Source organism: Bradyrhizobium sp. LMG 9283, from assembly GCF_045571415.1.
GTDB lineage: Bacteria > Pseudomonadota > Alphaproteobacteria > Rhizobiales > Xanthobacteraceae > Bradyrhizobium.
This window is the reverse complement of record NZ_CP120691.1, coordinates 4,363,963-4,381,684: the sequence shown is the minus strand read 5'-3', so window position 1 is coordinate 4,381,684 and position 17,722 is coordinate 4,363,963. Positions and strand designations below refer to the sequence as shown.

General features: G+C 63.5%; 15 protein-coding genes. 4 read left to right on the top strand and 11 right to left on the bottom strand.

Annotation, left to right across the window (positions count from 1 at the left end; translation table 11 throughout):
* Nucleotides 1-66: 66 nt before the first annotated feature.
* Both argS and P6U29_RS20670 read right to left on the bottom strand, forming a co-directional pair.
* Nucleotides 67-1,857 (bottom strand): arginine--tRNA ligase, encoded by a 1,791-nt coding sequence (argS, locus tag P6U29_RS20675; RefSeq protein WP_407119224.1) that lies wholly within the window; start codon nucleotides 1,855-1,857, stop codon nucleotides 67-69.
* Nucleotides 1,858-1,866: 9 nt separating this feature from the next.
* Nucleotides 1,867-3,075, bottom strand: a complete 1,209-nt coding sequence (locus P6U29_RS20670) for a deoxyguanosinetriphosphate triphosphohydrolase (protein WP_407119223.1) — start codon at nucleotides 3,073-3,075, stop codon at nucleotides 1,867-1,869.
* 110 nt (nucleotides 3,076-3,185) lie between these two features.
* Between P6U29_RS20670 and erpA the strand changes: the two genes are divergently transcribed.
* Nucleotides 3,186-3,515 (top strand): iron-sulfur cluster insertion protein ErpA, encoded by a 330-nt coding sequence (gene erpA / locus P6U29_RS20665; RefSeq protein ID WP_407119222.1) that lies wholly within the window; start codon nucleotides 3,186-3,188, stop codon nucleotides 3,513-3,515.
* 4 nt (nucleotides 3,516-3,519) lie between these two features.
* Here the strand turns inward: erpA and P6U29_RS20660 are convergent, their stop codons facing one another.
* A complete protein-coding gene (locus P6U29_RS20660) occupies nucleotides 3,520-5,850 on the bottom strand; it encodes an ATP-binding protein (RefSeq protein WP_407119221.1) in 2,331 nt (776 codons plus the stop codon).
* Between the two features lie 135 nt (nucleotides 5,851-5,985).
* On the opposite strand from P6U29_RS20660, the gene xth reads away from it, so the two are divergent.
* Nucleotides 5,986-6,783 carry an exodeoxyribonuclease III gene (xth, locus tag P6U29_RS20655; RefSeq protein ID WP_407119220.1) on the top strand — a complete coding sequence of 266 codons (798 nt, stop codon included), beginning with the start codon at nucleotides 5,986-5,988 and terminating at the stop codon, nucleotides 6,781-6,783.
* 126 nt (nucleotides 6,784-6,909) lie between these two features.
* On the opposite strand, the gene P6U29_RS20650 is transcribed toward xth, so the two are convergent.
* The 3 genes from P6U29_RS20650 to P6U29_RS20640 all read right to left on the bottom strand — a co-directional run bounded on the left by P6U29_RS20650 (nucleotide 6,910) and on the right by P6U29_RS20640 (nucleotide 11,334).
* Nucleotides 6,910-7,737: a tetratricopeptide repeat protein gene (locus tag P6U29_RS20650; protein WP_407119219.1), complete on the bottom strand. Its 828-nt coding sequence runs from the start codon at nucleotides 7,735-7,737 to the stop codon at nucleotides 6,910-6,912.
* The gene (gene ilvD / locus P6U29_RS20645; RefSeq protein ID WP_407119218.1) at nucleotides 7,724-9,445 is read right to left on the bottom strand and encodes a dihydroxy-acid dehydratase; all 1,722 of its coding nucleotides are present in this window, start codon (nucleotides 9,443-9,445) and stop codon (nucleotides 7,724-7,726) included. Before ilvD ends, P6U29_RS20650 begins: the two co-directional genes overlap by 14 nt.
* Before the next feature lie 926 nt (nucleotides 9,446-10,371).
* A complete protein-coding gene (locus P6U29_RS20640) occupies nucleotides 10,372-11,334 on the bottom strand; it encodes an IS110 family transposase (protein ID WP_407115511.1) in 963 nt (320 codons plus the stop codon).
* 259 nt (nucleotides 11,335-11,593) lie between these two features.
* On the opposite strand from P6U29_RS20640, the gene P6U29_RS20635 reads away from it, so the two are divergent.
* Entirely contained in the window at nucleotides 11,594-12,694 is a 1,101-nt protein-coding gene (locus P6U29_RS20635) for an IS4 family transposase (RefSeq protein WP_407119217.1), read from the top strand.
* Nucleotides 12,695-13,197: 503 nt separating this feature from the next.
* Complete coding sequence (locus P6U29_RS20630; RefSeq protein ID WP_407119216.1) at nucleotides 13,198-14,196, top strand: IS110 family transposase; 999 nt, start codon at nucleotides 13,198-13,200, stop codon at nucleotides 14,194-14,196.
* Nucleotides 14,197-14,856: 660 nt separating this feature from the next.
* Here the strand turns inward: P6U29_RS20630 and P6U29_RS20625 are convergent.
* The 5 genes from P6U29_RS20625 to P6U29_RS20605 all read right to left on the bottom strand — a co-directional run bounded on the left by P6U29_RS20625 (nucleotide 14,857) and on the right by P6U29_RS20605 (nucleotide 17,637).
* Nucleotides 14,857-15,435, bottom strand: a complete 579-nt coding sequence (locus P6U29_RS20625; protein ID WP_407119215.1) for a hypothetical protein — start codon at nucleotides 15,433-15,435, stop codon at nucleotides 14,857-14,859.
* Nucleotides 15,436-15,757: 322 nt separating this feature from the next.
* Nucleotides 15,758-16,015, bottom strand: coding sequence for a hypothetical protein (locus P6U29_RS20620; protein WP_407119214.1), 258 nt, complete (start codon nucleotides 16,013-16,015; stop codon nucleotides 15,758-15,760).
* Nucleotides 16,016-16,142: 127 nt separating this feature from the next.
* Nucleotides 16,143-16,991 (bottom strand): fumarylacetoacetate hydrolase family protein, encoded by an 849-nt coding sequence (locus P6U29_RS20615; RefSeq protein ID WP_407119213.1) that lies wholly within the window; start codon nucleotides 16,989-16,991, stop codon nucleotides 16,143-16,145.
* A gap of 106 nt (nucleotides 16,992-17,097) precedes the next feature.
* Entirely contained in the window at nucleotides 17,098-17,310 is a 213-nt protein-coding gene (locus P6U29_RS20610) for a hypothetical protein (RefSeq protein WP_407119212.1), read from the bottom strand.
* A 150-nt stretch (nucleotides 17,311-17,460) separates the two neighbouring features.
* Complete coding sequence (locus P6U29_RS20605) at nucleotides 17,461-17,637, bottom strand: hypothetical protein (protein WP_407119211.1); 177 nt, start codon at nucleotides 17,635-17,637, stop codon at nucleotides 17,461-17,463.
* Nucleotides 17,638-17,722 lie beyond the last annotated feature (85 nt).

The following is a 17,722-nucleotide window of genomic DNA, read 5'->3' as shown; positions in this document are numbered from 1 at the left end:
ACCAAGTCTAAGCGATCCGGCTTCTGCCGGTTACCCCCGCATTCCTCTTAAGTAGTTCGCCCCAAACTACCGCATCTCGTCCGGAGCATGGACGCCGAGGATGGCGAGGCCCGATGCCAGAACAGAGACGACGCCCTGGACCATCGCCAGCCGCGCCTTTGTAAGATCTGCATCATTATTGATAATGAAGCGTAAATAGGGCAAGTCGCGCCCTTTCGTCCAAAGCGCATGAAATTCGCTGGCTAAATCATAGAGATAAAAGGCAATTCGGTGCGGCTCGTGGGCCGCGGCGGCCGCTTCCAGCATGCGCGGATAAATTGCGAGACGCTTGAGAAGATCGAGCTCCACGGAATCCGACAGACGCTCGACCGCCGACTCAGCGAGCCAGGCGATGCGCTTGCCGGCATCTTCAGGCAGTTCCGGGAACACCTCGGCCCGCGCGTTGCGGAAGATCGAGTGGCCGCGGGCATGACCATACTGGACGTAGAACACGGGGTTGTCGCGCGACTGCTCCATGACCTTGGCGAGGTCGAAGTCGAGCACCGCGTCGTTCTTCCGGTAGAGCATCATGAAGCGGACGGCGTCCTGGCCGACCTCATCCACCACCTCACGCAAGGTGACGAAGTCCCCGCTCCGCTTGGACATTTTCACCGGCTCGCCATTGCGCAGCAGTTTCACCAGCTGGACGATCTTGACGTCGAGCGATCCCTTGCCCGAGGTCGTCGCCTTCACCGCCGCCTGCATCCGCTTGATGTAGCCGCCATGATCGGCGCCCCAGACGTCGATCATCTCGGCGAAGCCGCGGTCGAACTTGTTCTTGTGGTAGGCAATGTCGGAAGCGAAGTAGGTGTAGGAATTGTCCGACTTGATCAGCGGACGATCGACGTCATCGCCATAGGCCGTCGCCTTGAACAGCAGCTGCTCGCGGTCCTCCCAATCCTCGACCGGCGCGCCCTTCGGCGGCGGCAGGCGGCCCTCGTAGATGTCGCCCTTGGCGCGCAGGAAGTCGATGGTCCCGGCAACCTTGTTGTTGCCACCCTCGATCAACGAGCGCTCCGAGAAGAACACGTCGTGGCGAATGTTGAGGGCGGCGAGATCGCCCTTGATCTCGTCCATCATCATCGCGATCGCCTTGGCGCGCACCGTCGGCAGCCACTGGGCCTCGCTCTTCCCGCGAAGCTTGTCGCCATGCTCCTCCGCCAGCGCGACGCCGACAGGCTTCAGATAATCACCAGGATAGAGCCCTTCCGGAATCGCGCCGATGTCTTCACCGAGCGCCTCGCGATACCTCAGAAAGGCCGAACGTGCGAGCACGTCGACCTGGGCGCCGGCATCGTTGATGTAATATTCGCGGGTAACGTCATGACCTGCGAACTGGAGCAGGCTCGCCAGCGCATCGCCGAACACGGCGCCGCGGCAATGACCGACATGCATCGGCCCGGTCGGATTGGCCGAGACGTATTCGACATTGACCTTGGTGCCGCCACGGAGGCGGCCGTAATCGGCGCCCTCGCGCAGCACCGTCCGCAGCGCCTCGGCCCAGGCGGCGGGCTTCAAAGTCAGGTTGATGAAGCCGGGACCGGCAACATCGACCTTGGCGATCAGCGCGTCAGCGCGGAGCTTCTCGGCGATCTGCTCGGCGAGATCACGCGGCTTTGCCTTTGCCTCTTTCGCCAGCACCATCGCGGCATTGGTCGCCATGTCGCCATGGGAGGCATCGCGCGGCGGCTCGACCACCACGCGCGCGTAATCGATGCCCTCGGGCCAATTGGCGTCCGCCGCCAGCGCGCGGCAGGCAGCGTGCACGCGCGCGAGCACGTCGGCGAACAGATGCAGGGATGAGGATGTCTGGGGCATGGCCGCCGCCTAACGCAAATCCGGGGTCGAGTCAAAGAGCCGCTGGTGCTCGGTGAGGGCGAAACGGTCGGTCATTCCGGCAATGAAATTGCCGATCCGGCGGGCCCGGTCGCCCTCATTGTCCGCCTCTGCCCCCAGCAGCCATTCCGGCGGCAGCTCGGCAGGGGATTTCACGTATTTTGCGAACAGGTCGAACAGGATCTGCTCGGCCTCCGCCATCACCCGCATCACCCGCTCGTGGCGGTACATGTGCTGGTACAGGAAGGTCTTGATGGCAGCCTCTTCCTCCGCGACCTCGGCGGGGAACGCGATCAGCGCCCTGCTCTGCTGGCGGACGTCCCGGGCCGATTGCGGCTTGACGGCGGCGAGGTTCTTCTGCGCCTCCGCAAGCACCGCCCCGATCAGGTGCGAGATCAGCTCACGCACCAGTTCGGCACCGCGCCGAACGTCTTCGAGGTCGGGATAATGAGCCGAAGTCTCGGCGATGATCTCCGCAGTCAGCGGCATCACCTTGAGATCGTCGAGCTGGAACAGGCCGGCGCGCAGGCCATCATCGATGTCGTGGGCGTCATAGGCGATGTCGTCGGCGATCGCGGCGACCTGCGCTTCTAGCGAAGCAAAGCTCCACAACTCGAGGTCATAGGTCTTGACGTAGTCGGCGATCCCAACGGGAACGCCGCGCTCGCGGTAGCGCTCGACCGGGCAGCCGCTGCGGTCAGTCAGCGGACCATTATGCTTGACGATGCCCTCCAGCGATTCCCAGGTCAGGTTGAGCCCATCGAACTCGGGATAGCGGTGCTCGAGCGATGCGACGACGCGGAGCGTCTGGGCATTGTGATCGAAGCCGCCAAATTCCTTCAGGCAGGCGTCCAAGGCCCGCTCGCCGGCATGTCCGAACGGCGGATGACCGAGATCGTGGGCGAGCGCCAGGGTCTCGGTGAGGTCTTCGTCCAGCCCGAGCTGCCGGGCCAGCGCCCGGGCGATCTGCGCCACCTCCAGCGAATGGGTCAACCGGGTGCGGTAGTGGTCGCCCTCGTGGAACACGAACACCTGGGTCTTGTACTTCAGGCGGCGGAACGCGGTGGAATGGATCACCCGGTCGCAATCCCGCCGAAACGGACTGCGGGTCCGGCTCGGGGGCTCGGCGACCAGCCGGCCGCGACTGCGATCGGGGTCGCAGGCATAGGGCGCGCGAGGGGCTGCCATTCCGACGGACACGGCGAATTTAGTCCCTATCCATTTGATTCTGCGTATGGTGGCACTTAACTATGTCAGGCGCGGGATACCAAATGAATTGGGTATGACTGCGGGACTATCGGAGACCAGTGATGACGACTGCCGTGACCATCAGCGACCGGGCCGCACGCCGGATCGGGGAGATCCTCAAGGGCGAAGGTTCTGGCGCGATGCTGCGCATCTCGGTCGAGGGCGGCGGCTGCTCCGGTTTCCAGTACAAGTTCGACATCGACCGTGCCCGCAGCGACGACGATCTCGTAATCGAGCAGGACAACGCGGTGGTGCTGGTCGATTCCGCCTCGCAGCCGTTCCTTGCGGGCTCTCAGGTCGATTTCGTCGACGATCTGATCGGCGCCTCGTTCCGCGTCAACAATCCCAACGCGACGGCGTCCTGCGGCTGCGGGACGAGCTTCTCGGTCTGAGTGCTTACGCGTCCGTTATCTGCCTTTCCTCGTCCGTCCACTCGACATCGACCGGCATCAGCTCCGGCTGGAGCGGCGCGTCCTCCGAAATGGTGTAGCCGTCGAGCGCGCGCAGCAGGGCCGCGATCAGCGCCGGATTGCGCAGCGGCTTGGCGAGGAAATCCGACATACCCGCTTCGCGGCAGATCTTGACGTCTTCGGGGAACGCGTTGGCGGTGAGCGCGACGATCGGCAAGGCCTCGAAGCGCCCGCCTTGTGCGCGGATTGCCCGGGTGGCGGCAAGTCCGTCCATATCGGGCATGCGCACGTCCATCAGCACGACGTCGTAGTCGACTTCGGAGGCCGCCGTGACCGCTTCGACCCCGTCGGTGACGACGCGCAGCTCGACCTCGAAGGCCCCCAGCATCTTGCTCACGACCATGCGGTTGACGGCATCGTCCTCCGCGACCAGCACCTTGAGCGGCCGATCGAGGCCGGCGATGCGGGCTTTCAGCTCCTCTGCCTCATCGCGCTCAGCCGTCGCATCGGAGACTTGGGCCTGGCTCCAGGGCAGCACCAGCGTGAAGCGGAATATCGAGCCCTCGCCCGGCGCCGAGGTGACGCCGATCGTGCCACCCATCTGCTCGATGATGCGCCTGCTGATCGCAAGGCCGAGGCCAGTGCCACCGAAGCGGCGGCTGATCGAGGCGTCGGCCTGGGCGAAGTCGCTGAACAGCAGTCCGAGCTTTTCCGGGGCGATGCCGATGCCGCTGTCGGTCACGGTCCATTCGACGGTCGCGAGCAGGTCGCGGCGCGCCCGGCAGATGACTGATATCGTCACCTCGCCCTCGTCAGTGAACTTCACTGCGTTGGACGCGAGGTTGAGCAACACCTGGCGGATGCGCGCGACGTCGCCGCGCAGCGTCGGCGGCAGGTCCGGATCGAGCTCGACCTTGACGGATAGCCCCTTGCCTTTGGCGCTCGCGCGCACCACGGTCGCAACCGTCTCGACCAGCGCCTGCGGGGCGAAGTCGATCACCTCGAACTGGAAGCGGCCAGCCTCGAGCTTGGACAGGTCGAGAATGTCGTTGAGGATACGCTGGAGATTGTCGCCGGATTCGCGGATCGTGGTGACGGCCTCGCGCTGCTCCGGATCGAGCTTGGTTTCGAGCAGCATGCTGGCAAGCCCGAGCACGCCGTTCATGGGCGTGCGGATCTCGTGGCTCATCACCGCCAGGAAGTCCGACTTGGCGCGGCTCTCGGCCTCGGCCTTTTCCGCGCGCCAGCGCTCGGTGACGTCACGGCCAAAGCCGCGATAGCCGAGGAACTGTCCCTCGCGATCATAGGTCGGCTTCGCCGTCAGCGACCACAGCCGTGCCTCGCCGCCGGCGACGACCTTGAGGTTCATCTCGTGCAGCGGCTCGGCCTGCTCCATCAGGCCGACAACGTTGTAGGCTGCGCTCTTGTCCCCGGGGCACAGCATGTCGAGCACGTCGGCGAAATGCGAGCCCTTGAGCAGCGGCAGCGGCAGCTGCGCGACGTCCGCGAAGCGCTGGGGCACGTCGATCAGATGCCCGTCGGCATCGGTCTGCCACAGCCAGTCGCTGACGTTCTCCTGAAAGTCCTTCAGCAGCAGCGAGATGATCTCGGTTTGGCACTCGAGCTCGAGCTGGGCCTTGAGATTGCCGAGGAACAGATTGCCCTGGGAGACGATGTTGCGCGCCATGAAGAACGCGAACAGCAGCAGGAACACCGCAGTCACGAGATACGGTCCGGTGCCGCATAGGAGCAGAGCGCCGGCGCAGGCGACGGTCATGGTGGCGAGATAGACGAGGCCCGCACGCGGGAAGGTCGAGAGCGTGAAGGCGCCGCCCGACATCATGCCAACCATCAGGCAGGCAAGGATCAGCTGGCTGGTCGGCTCGATGCGGCTGAACAGGGCCAGCGGCAGCGTGCTCCAGATCGCGGCGAGGAAAAATGCCTGCCGCAGCATCTGCCGCGCCACGCGCGGCGAGGCTTCCTGCGGTGGGCTCTGATGCGACTTGTGCCACGAGCGCACCGCGAGCGAGGCGGTCGCCGCGAGCGTCATGCCCCAGATGGCGAGGAAGTCGTTCCAGCCCCTGCCCCAGAGCAGGATCAGCACGATGGCGACGTTCAGCATCGTCACCGCCATCGTCACCGGGATCAGCCGGGTCACGGCGTCGATCTGCTTGGCGCGGATGCGGCGGATCTCGCGCTCGCTGAGATCGGCAGTCAGGCCGTCCTCGATCTCGAAGCCGCCGAGCCAATACAGGAACGCGCCGATCAGGCCGTCACGCGGCTGAGTTCGCTTCATCGACTTATCCGGCTGTCCCATCCGCGGAACCTTTTGGCGATCAATGGCCTGCGGCCTGCTTAAGTCCGGTTAATTTTGTGGGAGATTTTGCGGCGTCCTTGACGGGCGCGTTTGCAGTTTGTTCTAACCATGGCCCCCTGCCCGGAGCCCACCGACATGCCCATCAGAGTAGCCACCTGGAACGTGAACTCGGTCCGGCAGCGGATCGATCTGCTCCTGACCTGGCTGAGAGAGTGCCAGCCCGACATCGTCTGCCTGCAGGAGATCAAATGCATCGACGAGGCCTTTCCGCGGCTGGAGATCGAGGCGCTCGGCTACAACGTGGTGACGCACGGGCAGAAGACCTTCAACGGCGTCGCGCTGCTCTCCAAGCTCAGGTTCGACGAGACCAAGTCGGGGCTCGCCGGCGACGACGAGGATACCCATGCGCGATTCCTCGAGGGCGTCGTGACGCTGAAGCGCGGGGTGCTGCGCATCGCCTGCCTTTACCTGCCCAATGGCAATCCGGTCGGGACCGACAAATATCCCTACAAGCTCAAATGGATGTCGCGACTTCTTGATTATTCGAAGGAGCGCCTCAAGGCTGAGGAGCCGCTGATCCTCGCAGGCGACTTCAACGTCATCCCGCATGCCCGCGACGTGCACAATCCGGCCGCCTGGACCGAGGACGCCCTGTTCAAGACGGAGACGCGGGAGAGCTTTCAGTCCCTGCTCGGCCTCGGCCTGACCGACGCCTTGCGGGCCGTGACCGACGAGCCCGGGCTCTACACCTTCTGGGATTATCAGGCCGGGGCCTGGCAGAAGAACCAGGGCCTTCGGATCGACCATCTCTTGCTGTCGCCGCAGGCCACCGACCGGCTCGCCAATATCGGCATCGACAGCTATGTCCGCGGCTGGGAGAAGCCGTCGGACCACGTGCCGGTGTGGGCGGATCTGGATCTCGAGGCGGCGTGAAGCCATCCGCGTCGTCATTCCGGGGTGGCTCGAAGAGCCGAACTCCGGCGCGCCATTGCGCACCTGAGAATCTCGAGATTCCGGGTTCGATGCTTCGCATCGCCCCGGAATGACTGGATGTAATGATTACTCTCTACGGCCCTGCACCCACTGCTCCAGCATTTGCAGGCACATGGCGCGGTCGTCGTCGGAGGCCTTGGCGAAGGCGCGGTTGTAGCTTTCCTTGATCCAGGTCTCTTCAGCGCCTGCGCTGTCGCGCGCCAGGGTCAGCCACATCAGGCCGCGCGCGGCCTGCCGCGGCAGGCGGTCGCCGTTGAACAGCATCTGGCCGAGCAGTGCCTGGGCCTGGTGCTGGCCCTTCTGCGCGGCGAGGCCAAGCCAGCGCGCACCGTAACGGAAGTCCTCGCGCGAGGCGTCCGGGGTCTTCAGGTACAGACGGGCGAGGTCGTACTGCGCGTCCGCGTTGCCGAAATAGGAAGCGGCATAGGAGAACATCTCCCGCGCACGGTCCGGATCGGCCTTGATCTTCGAATTCGGAATGCCGGCCAGATAGTAGCGGCCGAGCGCGACGAAGGCATTGGCCACGATCTGCGCCTGCGGCGCCGACGGGCTGTCCTCGGCATGCGCGTTGGCGATCCGGCTGAAATATTCGAAGGCACGCAAATCGTCCTGGGCGACGCCGTCGCCATTGGCGTACATGCGGCCGAGCTTCCACTGTGCGATGGGGTGGCCACCCTCGGCAGCATATTGCAGGGCGCTGAGCGAGGTTTCCTGGGCTGCGACCGCCGGCGGAACCTTGGTGCGCACCGCACCCGCAGCGCCCGGCAGCGTGGTCACGACCGGGATGGTCGCGTCCTTCGGATTGACCGGCGCGCCGTCGAAGGCGAACGCCGGCGCGGCCAGCGCAGCCGCTCCCAACACAAACGCAACTATGGCACGCCTAGATGTCCGCATAGCACTGTTTCTCGTGCGCGCCGCCCGGATGGGTCACTGCCCCTCCGACCGCTGGTCCAACCTGCTGAGCATATTTCCAGAGCGCACCCGACGTATGGTTAGTCGCGCGAGCGCTCCATTTGGTCTTGCGCTGGGCGAGCTCGGCGTCGCTCAATTTTACGTTAAGGGTACCGGCGACCGCGTCGATCTCGATGATGTCGCCGTCCTCGAGCAGCCCGATCGGGCCGCCGACCGCCGCCTCCGGCCCGACATGGCCGATGCAGAAGCCGCGGGTGGCGCCGGAGAAGCGGCCGTCGGTGATGAGCGCGATCTTGCCGCCCATGCCCTGGCCGGTCAGCGCCGCGGTGGTCTGGAGCATTTCCCGCATGCCGGGACCGCCCTTCGGTCCCTCGTAGCGGATCACGATGACTTCGCCTTCGCGGTAGGTGCGGTTCTGGACCGCCTCGAACGCATCCTCCTCCCGGTCGAAGCACCTGGCCGGACCGGTGAACTGGAGGTTGGACATTCCAGCGACTTTCACGATCGCACCTTCTGGCGCCAAATTGCCCTTCAGACCGACCACACCGCCCGTCACGGTGATGGGTTTGTCTGCCGGGTGCACCACGTCCTGGTGCGGATTCCACTTCACGCTCTTGAGGTTTTCGGCGATCGTGCGGCCCGTGACGGTAAGGCAATCACCGTGCAGGAAGCCGTTGTCGAGCAGCGTCTTCATCAGAAGCGGTATGCCACCTACTTCAAACATGTCTTTGGCGACATAACGGCCGCCCGGCTTCAAATCCGCGACATATGGTGTCTTTTTGAAGATTTCGGCGACGTCGAACAGGTCGAACTTGATGCCGGCCTCATGCGCGATCGCCGGCAGGTGCAGCGCAGCATTGGTCGAGCCGCCGGACGCCGCGACCACGGCAGCTGCGTTCTCCAGCGCCTTGCGGGTGACGATGTCGCGCGGTCGGATGTTTTGGGCGATCAGGTCCATCACCTTCTCGCCCGCGGTCATGCAGAAGGCATCGCGGATTTCGTAAGGCGCCGGGGCACCGGCCGAGTACGGCAACGCGAGGCCGATCGCCTCGGAGACGGTCGCCATGGTGTTGGCGGTGAACTGCGCGCCGCAGGCGCCCGCCGAGGGGCAGGCCACGCGCTCAATCTCGTCGAGGTCCTCGTCCGACATGGCGCCGACCGAGTGCTTGCCGACAGCCTCGAACATATCCTGCACGGTGACCTGCTGCCCGCGGAAGTTGCCGGGCAGGATCGAGCCGCCATAGATGAAGATCGAGGGCACGTTGAGGCGGACCATCGCCATCATCATGCCCGGCAGCGACTTGTCGCAGCCGGCAAGGCCGACCAGCGCGTCATAGGCGTGGCCGCGCACGGTCAGCTCGACCGAGTCGGCGATGCATTCCCGTGACGGCAGCGACGAGCGCATGCCGTCATGGCCCATGGCAATGCCGTCGGTGACGGTGATGGTACAGAATTCGCGTGGCGTGCCGCCGGCTGATGCGACGCCCTTCTTCACCGCCTGCGCCTGGCGCATCAAGGCGATGTTGCAGGGAGCGGCTTCATTCCAGCACGAAGCGACGCCGACGAAGGGCTGGTGGATCTGCTCGGTGGTCAGACCCATGGCGTAGAAGTAAGACCGATGTGGCGCGCGCGCAGGCCCTTCCGTCACGTGACGGCTCGGCAGCCTCTGCTTGTCGATCTTAGCGTTCATCGCAACCAGTTTCCCCGGCTAACCCTTTCAGACCCGAAAAATCAGAGCCAAGATTTGAATCGACCTTGGGATTTTCTCGTCGCCTTCGAAGACCGCCGATGTCCTTTGAAACATTAGAGTGATTTTATTCATGTGCGGGTGTGGCCAAAAAGCGGCGGCGATGCGAACCGCCGGTGATGCAGGTTAAATCCGGGATGGGTGTTGCACAAGCAGCACAATCGTTACCGGGAAGACACGGGTGAAATTACTGTGATACCTTTGCTGAGACCCCCGTCCGCAACTTCAGATTTTGTATCGGATAGATCACGTCCGGGCTTGGATCGATAACAGGCCTGAGTCGGGGCGCGCTCCGCTCCACCAAGGACAGCATCGCTTTTCCGGTTCATGTCCCGGATAAGCTGCAATACGCAAGCGTTGCAGCTTAGAGCCGGGACCGTCCAATGCGGAGACATGGGCCCCGGCCCTGCAGCGCATCGTCGAAGTGACGCTGCGCAGCATCCGGGGCACGATAGTGGAGCGTGGCGCGCGCTCTCCTCCCCTCAATGACGGAATATGAGTCGATGGCTCGCCCTCCAAATATACTGTCATTCCCCGCGCAGGCGGGGAATCCAGTACGCCGCGGCCTATCGATTCGATCACTGCCATGTCGGAGTACTGGATCGCCCGGTCAAGCGTGGCGATGACAGCGCGTGTCTAGTGACACGCCTTCGCAACCTCGCGGCTTGTTTCGCCCGAGCTTTGCGCCATCTCTCGCTCCTCTCGATCCAAGAGCAACTGGGTCGGAGTAGACCGGCGATCAGACGGGCTCAAGGCTGGTGCTGGCGCACCCCCGCCTTCGGCGGCTGACGGCCTTGACCCCGTCTGCACGCCGGTCTTTGGGCTTGGCATGCGCTCGGCCGAGGTCCGAGCACGAGAAGGCGCGCTCGTCAGGCCAACCTGTATTTCTTCGGATCCCACGTCTCGCCGCGAGCGATCATGGTGTTGAGGATGACGATCAGCTTGCGCATGCAGGCGACGATCGCGACCTTTGGCGGCTTGCCCTTGGCAATCAGGCGCTCATAGAAGGCCTTGAACACCGGGTTGTTCAGCGTCGCGGCGCCGATGCAGGGCATGTAGAGGGCGTTCCGCACCCAGCGGCGACCACCCTTGATGCAGCGTTCACCTCGACGTTTGCCGCTATCGTCGTCATAAGGAGCAACGCCCACCAACGCGACGACAACTTCGTCGCTCACCTGCCCCAACTCCGGTAGGCCTCCAAGCAGCGCCATTGCGGTCCCCTCAGCAAAGCCTGGTACGCTCTGGATGATCTCGGCGCGTTTGGCAAAGTCCGGCGTTGTCTTGATCGTCGCCGCGATCGCGGTATCGATCGCGGCGATTTCGTCAGCCAGCTTCTTAAGAAGACGCGCGCGAGCCTTCCGAACAAGGGCCGGCGCCTCATGCTCGTTCTGCATTTCCAGGCGAGCCCTGACGTCGATCAGGCCTTGGCGTCCCTTCACCAGTGCCTTCATCTCCTCGTGAGCGGGATCGTCGACTTGGCTGGGAGCCTCGCTGAATGTCTCGGCGAACCAGGAGATCATCTCTGCGTCGATCTTGTCATTTTTAGCAAGGCGTCCCGCCGATTCCGCAAAGTGGCGAACCCGTTTGGGATCGACGATCCGTACTTCCAGCCCGGCTTGGCGCAACGCCTTGGCCCATACCCGCTCGTAGCCGCCGCTTGCCTCCATCACTGCCTTGCCGACCCGATGCTTGCGAAGCCATGCAATCAAGCTCCGTCGCCCCGCCGCGGTTGTCGGGCAAGTCTTCCGCTCCGTTACGGTCCGAATGCACGCATCAATCTTGTCTTTGGCGACATCGATGCCGACGACAACCAGATCGTCTTGTGTCATCATCCACTCCCTTCCTTGCCTGGTACGGGCTCGCAGCCCTTGCAACTGTTCGGGTTGAGGAAGACACCGGAGCTGTCCCTTGCTCTTTAACAGGCTCTGTCGCCTTTGGGCGCAACGGGCTCAGTTCCGGCAACGGGCGGTTCTGATCCAACCGCCCGTTGCCACATTCTGGCAGATTTCGGGGACACAAGGGCGCAGGGAAGACCGCATAGGCGTTAAGTTTATTCTTGAGTATTGGAATCACACGTGATTCCAAGGCGGGATGGCAGACGAATCGCTTCTGAACGAGGACTGGACGAGAGTGGTTGCGCAGCTCGGCGGGGCTGCGCAGCTTGAAATAAGTGCGCGCCAGACGAAGGCTTTCGTGCGGCGGCGCCAAATTCCAGATGCGGTGTCGTTACTTCGGCTGATGCTGGCCTATTGTCTGGGTGAAAGAGGGTTGAGATCGACAGCCGCGTGGGCCGCTTCTGTTGGCCTTGCCGACCTCAGCAGCGTGGCGTTGTTCTATCGCCTGCGTCAATGTGGCGATTGGTTTGCAGTGCTGGTGGAGGGCTTGCTGGCTGCGGCAGCCCCGAAGGCGAGCCGAGGCCGCCTGATCCGCATTATCGATGCGACGACAGTGCCTCAGGCAGGACCGGCTGCGCGCAGGAACAGTGAGCTTTGGCGCGTTCATAGTGCATTCGATCTGCCATATGAGCGCTTTGGTCACTTCGAGCTGACAGATCAGCAAGAGGGCGAAACGTTTGACCGGATACCGGTGGTCAAGAACGAGATCCGCATTGCTGACCGCGCTTATCTGCAACCTGACCGCATCGCCGCTGTCCGCGACGCCGGGGCAGACGTTTTGATCCGAGCGGGCTGGAAGAACGCACGTTGGCTTGATGGCAAAGGCCTTCCGTTCGATCTGATGGCCCAATTGCGTGCGGCGAAGGCGCACGGACTGATCGATCGGAGGATTTGGATCAAACGCAAGGACGGTGCGCCTCTGGCTATGCGTCTGGTCGCAGTCAAGAAGCCCGCCGGTGCAGTCGCGGCTTCGCGTCGTAAAGCCCGGCGCGACGCACAAGACGAAAACTGCGTCATCTCCAAAGAAACTCTGGAAGCCGCGGATTGGGTCATTCTGGTCACGTCGCTCGCACGGGACGAGTTCTCCACCAAGGATGTACTCGCGCTCTATCGACTGCGATGGCGCATCGAACTTGGCTTCAAGCGACTGAAGAGTCTGATTGGTCTCAAGACGCCACCTGGAACCGATCCGCGCTCCGCCAAGCCCTACTTGCTGGCACACCTCTTGATCATCCTGCTGCTCGAGCCGCTTGCCCGCGACTTCGAGGACTCTCCCCGCTGGATGCAGGCCGCCTGACGGCACCTGGCGCTTGGCGTGTTTTGCAACAACTCGTTGCATCCTTGCTACAAGCGATCATTCCACAACCAACCATCCGTTGCTTCCGCCGCAGAAAGCGAGCGCTTGGGCGGCACCTGCGCGAGCCTCCTCGAAAACGTCCGTATCAATCGATGCTCGCGCTACCTTAACGCCTATGGGGAAGGCCGGGTGCTGACCTCGCACCCGCGGTCCGCTGCGCAAAAGGCACGCGCAAAAAGACCGCACAGCAGCATACAGGTGAAGCCCAACACACGGCCTTCCCTGCGCGATGGTCGGACGGCTTATGCCACGCTCTTGTGTCTGCAAATTGTGCCAAAAAACGCCAACGGGCGGTTCTGACCAACCGCCCGTCGCTGGATCTGAGCCCGACCGTGCTCAAAGGCCTTGAGAGCCTGTCCGGGAGCGTGGGACAGATCCGGTGTCTTCCTCAACCCGAACAGTTGCATGGGCTTCGAGCCCGAACCGAGCAAGGAAGGGAGTGGATGATGGCACAAAACGGTGGCGTTGTCGTCGGGATCGATGTGGCCAAGGACAAGGTGGATGCATGCATCCGCGCGGTGTCGCAACGGCAGACGTTTCCTAGCACTGCAGAAGGACGGCGCGGTCTGATCCGCTGGCTGCGCAAATACAAGGTTGCCAAGGCGGTCATGGAGGCATCTGGCGGTTACGAGCGAGAGTGGGCTAAGGCGCTGCGTCAGGCCGACATCGAAGCCCGGATCGTCGACCCCAAGCGCGTGCGTGATTTCGCTCGATCAGCCGGACAACTCGCCAAGAACGATGCAATCGATGCGGAGATGATCGCCTGGTTTGCCGAGACCTTCACCGATGCTCCAGATCAGGCCCATGACACGGCCCGCGAGAATCTGGTGCAGGTCGTAAAAGCGCGCCAGAGCCTGCTCGATCTGCAGACGAGCCTGAAAAATAGGGGCGAGCATGCCGCCCCCAAAATCGTCCAGCAGATGCAGGCTCGGTTGTTAAAGCAGATCGCAGACGAAGTTGCCAAGCTCGAGGTTGCGATCGCCGCAATGATCAAGGCCGCGCCACATTTGGCCGAACTTGCCGAGATCATCGAGAGCGTGCCAGGGCTCGGCAAGATCACATCCGCCGGTCTGGTCGCCGCGATGCCGGAACTTGGCCAGGTGAGCAACAGGATCGCCGCTGCGCTGTTGGGAGCAGCTCCTTACGATGACGACAGCGGGAAGCGACGCGGTGATCGCCATGTAAAAGGTGGACGCCGAAAGGTTCGCAATCTCTTCTACATGGCTTGCCTCGGCGCTGCGACGCGGCACAACCCTGTGATCATAGCCTTCTATGATCGTCTGATCGCTAAAGGGAAGGAGCCGAAGGTTGCGCTGACCGCCTGCATGCGCAAGCTCATCGGCATTCTCAACACCATGATCGCCCGGCGCCAGAAATGGGATGCTCGCCGCTACGAACTGAGCGAACCCGCTCGGCCTCAGCCGAGCGCATGCACCGCCTGAAGACCGGTGAGCGGGCGGGGTCAAGGCCGTCAGCCGCCGAAGGCGGGGCGCACAGCGCCAGCCTTGAGCCCGCTCGATCACCGGTCTACTTCAACACAGTTGCTCCCGGGAGCCGAGTTCCTTCTGGCCTCCCTCACCCCTGCGAAATTCACCGGCATCGCGCCGGTTGACGCGACTGCCGCCTTCGCAAGAGCTTGACCGTAGCAACGACGGCCAGGACCACACGGTTTTGCCGTACGCACGGTTCGCCATTTCGCCGCAGTTTTCCCAGCCCTGTCGACGGAGCCGGAAACTTACAGGCGAGACCAACCTGACAGCGCCGTTCGTCCGCACGCAGTTTCGGGCTCACGGAGAGCAATCCGCCCTGCCCTTGACATCTCGTACACGACGCTGCTGCGTCCACCGCAAGCCCGGCTCGCAACAATGACGACCTCATGATCGCCCCTCGAGGATGAGCCGGGATGGCCGACACATACGCTATTTCCGAATTTCGGTAAAGTGGAATATTTCGCGCGAATGGGTTGACAGAGAAGCGAAACAGGCCCGGACCTGTAGCCCGGATGGAGCGCAGCGCAATCCGGGACAGTGCGAGATGCCGGGCGAGCGACCCCGGATTACGCTTTCGCTCCATCCGGACTAACGAGACGACGAGAGCGCCGCTCAGGCCGACATCGCGCTCTTGCGCCCGAGCGGATCAGCCAGGCGCACGATCTCGCAGACGGCGACGAGGGCAGCGAGCCATGCGGCGCTGGTCAGCCCGATGCGCGTGACGATGGCAGCGGTAAAGGCGCCCTCTCCGCCTAGGAACGGCACCGCGGCCAGCAGCACGAGCTCATAGGCTGCATAGGCAGCGAACAGCGTCATCGCGAGCATCAGAGGCATACGGCCCTGCGGCAACATGCGGAGCACTGCAGAGGCTGCCAGGGTGGACAGCACCGCTGCCGCGCCGATCACAAAGCCCCAGGTGATGGTGTTGCCATCGATGTGATAATTCAGCGCGCCGAAGCCGATGCTCTGGTTCACGAGCCAGGCGCCGGTAACGACGAGCAGCGCCGGGCGCAACGGCAGCATCGCGGCCGCGAGGACCGCGAAGGCCGCGAATGGCGTTGCGCAGGCGAGCGCCAAGCTCGCAAGCGCGCATGACACTGTCAGCAGCGCAAAGCAGAACACCAGCGCAAGGCGCGGTGCCACCGGAAGCCGCAGATGGCCCGCGTGAGACGGCAGGATGCTGAGCGCCATAGATGATCTCCTTCTTGTCCAATCTAGTTCATTTGCGGGGCTGTGACAGCCCCGTCGAAATCAAAACGTGGCACCGCCCCTGAGCAGATAGGTGCGACCGGGCAGCGGATAGGCGCTGAAGCGGCCGTCCGTGAAGGTGCTTGCGATCGCGTAGTCGTGGTAGAGCGCGTTCAGCGCGTTGCTGCCACTGAGCTACCGACGTGGTGCTCAAATTGACCGCTGAGCTTGAGATCGATCGTGCCGTTGGCGGGAATCTGCTTGTCGATTAGTGGCTGCTAAGAGCACCGCGAGCCGGGCGCAGAGTACCCGACGATATCAATCATCAGCTCCGCCCGCGCAAACGTTGGGCCTGCGCCCAGGCGACAGCGACATCGTGTGGCGGGACATCGACGCGCTTGATCGGCGTCAATTCGCCGGAGGCCGATACGATCGCGGTCTCTTCGCGGCGGCAGCGCGTGCAGACGAAGCGGACCTCGTGGGGGGACGCCGACCAGCTCGACCGCTTCACATTGGCCGCCATCGGCCAGGCATCGCAATGCGAGCACGACACCAGAAATCGACCGGGATCGAGCATACCCATTCCATCGGACTCCGCGTCCTGCCCGCCACATTCAATGATTAATTCATGAGAATCGTTCCGGTGCCGAAACACCGCCAGCTTAGGTCCGGCCGCGATCCTGGGCTCGCGGTTCCCGCATCCGCAAGCATCAGGCCTCGTCGGCGATGGTGTTGCGCAAACAGCCGACCTTGTCGATCTCGACCTCGACGACATCGCCGGGCTTCATCCAGAGCGGCGGCGTGCGCCGCGAGCCGACGCCGCCCGGCGTGCCGGTAACGATCACGTCGCCGGGCTCGAGCCGGGTGAACTGCGAGCAATATTCGATCTGGCGCGGGATATCGAAGATCATCTGGTCGATGGTGGTATCCTGCACCACCTCGCCGTTGAGCCGGGTCTGGAGCCGCAGCGGCCCGACCTCACCAACCTCGTCCGGCGTCACCAGGAACGGACCGAAGGCGCCGGTGGCGGGAAAGTTCTTCCCCGGCGTGAACTGGTGGGTATGGCGCTGGTAGTCACGCACGCTGCCCTCGTTGTAGCAGGCATAGCCGGCGATATGGCCCCACGCCTCGGCGCGCGGGATGTAGCGGCCGGCCTTTCCGATCACGATGGCGAGCTCGCCTTCGAAATCGAGCTGGGTCGAGACCTTCGGACGGATGATGTTGGTGAGATGGCCGGTCTGGCTGTTGGCGAAACGGCCGAACACGGTGGGGTTCTCGACCTCGGAGCGCCCGGTCTCCTTGCGATGGTTCTCGTAATTCAACCCGATGCAGAGGATCTTGTCCGGGTTCGGGACGACGGGCAGGAAGGCGATGCTGGCCAGCCGATGGCGCTTCGCCCCGGCGGCTGAGGCGGCGACCTCGGAAAGGACGCCTGCGGCGATCGCCGATTTCAGGTCGGGGTAGCGGTCCCTCAGCAACGCGCCGAGATCGGCCACGGTGTCGCCCTCCACCAGCCCCCATGATGCAGTGTCGTTGATTTCAAAGCTTGCGAATCTCATCCGATGCCCCCCTTAGCTCCGATCGACCCTTCAGGTCGAGACAGTGCGGACGATGCCGGCGGGGGATGGCGCGGTTGCGACCCTGCAAAGCAGAAGGCGGTTCCGCTCAGCGGGCTCCCTTGAGGGTGCAGGAGGTCGTGCAGGTGACCGTCGTGCCGCGGTCGCACGCTTTGCAGGCGCTGACGCACTGGTTCATGTCGCGTGGATTGTAGCTGTAGTTTCGCATCGGACAGGTCGAATTGGTCGAGCCGGTGATGTCCTGCTCCTGATCGCAGGCTGCCGTCATGAGCGCGAATATGATCACTGCAACGAGGCGCATGGGATTGCCCTGTCAGTCATGGCAATGACACTCGCGAGGCACGCTGCATTGCAACGAGCCCCGGCCTTCCCACCGCGAGCCATCGCCGATCAGCGACGCCCGCATGCTTCAAGGATGCGCGCCAAACGTTAAAAACGGATTGCAGACGGCTTAGGCCGCAGCCCTGTTCGCGATCGCCTGCCGCATATCTGCCGCCAGCTGCCGGTACTGCTCCGCGAGTCTCAAATAGAACTCGCGCTTGGTGCTGTCGGTGGCGAGCTTGGCAATCAGCTCGCATTCGGCGGTGAGCGTCTCGAACCGTTCGAGCCTGTCCTCAAGATGTGTCATCGGCGTGTCCCCATCAGACGCCTCAGGGACGCCAAACCTAAGCCCGGGAAATAGGTCACGGCGAACATCGTTATGGAGTAGCATC

Excerpts from the sequence above, each read along its gene's own strand:
- argS (WP_407119224.1), bottom strand. The coding sequence starts at position 1,857 with ATGCCCCAGACATCCTCATCCCTGCATCTGTTCGCCGACGTGCTCGCG.
- erpA (WP_407119222.1), top strand. The coding sequence starts at position 3,186 with ATGACGACTGCCGTGACCATCAGCGACCGGGCCGCACGCCGGATCGGG.
- P6U29_RS20660 (WP_407119221.1), bottom strand. The coding sequence starts at position 5,850 with ATGGGACAGCCGGATAAGTCGATGAAGCGAACTCAGCCGCGTGACGGC.
- xth (WP_407119220.1), top strand. The coding sequence starts at position 5,986 with ATGCCCATCAGAGTAGCCACCTGGAACGTGAACTCGGTCCGGCAGCGG.
- P6U29_RS20650 (WP_407119219.1), bottom strand. The coding sequence starts at position 7,737 with ATGCGGACATCTAGGCGTGCCATAGTTGCGTTTGTGTTGGGAGCGGCT.
- ilvD (WP_407119218.1), bottom strand. The coding sequence starts at position 9,445 with ATGAACGCTAAGATCGACAAGCAGAGGCTGCCGAGCCGTCACGTGACG.
- P6U29_RS20640 (WP_407115511.1), bottom strand. The coding sequence starts at position 11,334 with ATGATGACACAAGACGATCTGGTTGTCGTCGGCATCGATGTCGCCAAA.
- P6U29_RS20635 (WP_407119217.1), top strand. The coding sequence starts at position 11,594 with ATGGCAGACGAATCGCTTCTGAACGAGGACTGGACGAGAGTGGTTGCG.
- P6U29_RS20630 (WP_407119216.1), top strand. The coding sequence starts at position 13,198 with ATGATGGCACAAAACGGTGGCGTTGTCGTCGGGATCGATGTGGCCAAG.
- P6U29_RS20625 (WP_407119215.1), bottom strand. The coding sequence starts at position 15,435 with ATGGCGCTCAGCATCCTGCCGTCTCACGCGGGCCATCTGCGGCTTCCG.
- P6U29_RS20620 (WP_407119214.1), bottom strand. The coding sequence starts at position 16,015 with ATGGGTATGCTCGATCCCGGTCGATTTCTGGTGTCGTGCTCGCATTGC.
- P6U29_RS20615 (WP_407119213.1), bottom strand. The coding sequence starts at position 16,991 with ATGAGATTCGCAAGCTTTGAAATCAACGACACTGCATCATGGGGGCTG.
- P6U29_RS20610 (WP_407119212.1), bottom strand. The coding sequence starts at position 17,310 with ATGCGCCTCGTTGCAGTGATCATATTCGCGCTCATGACGGCAGCCTGC.
- P6U29_RS20605 (WP_407119211.1), bottom strand. The coding sequence starts at position 17,637 with ATGACACATCTTGAGGACAGGCTCGAACGGTTCGAGACGCTCACCGCC.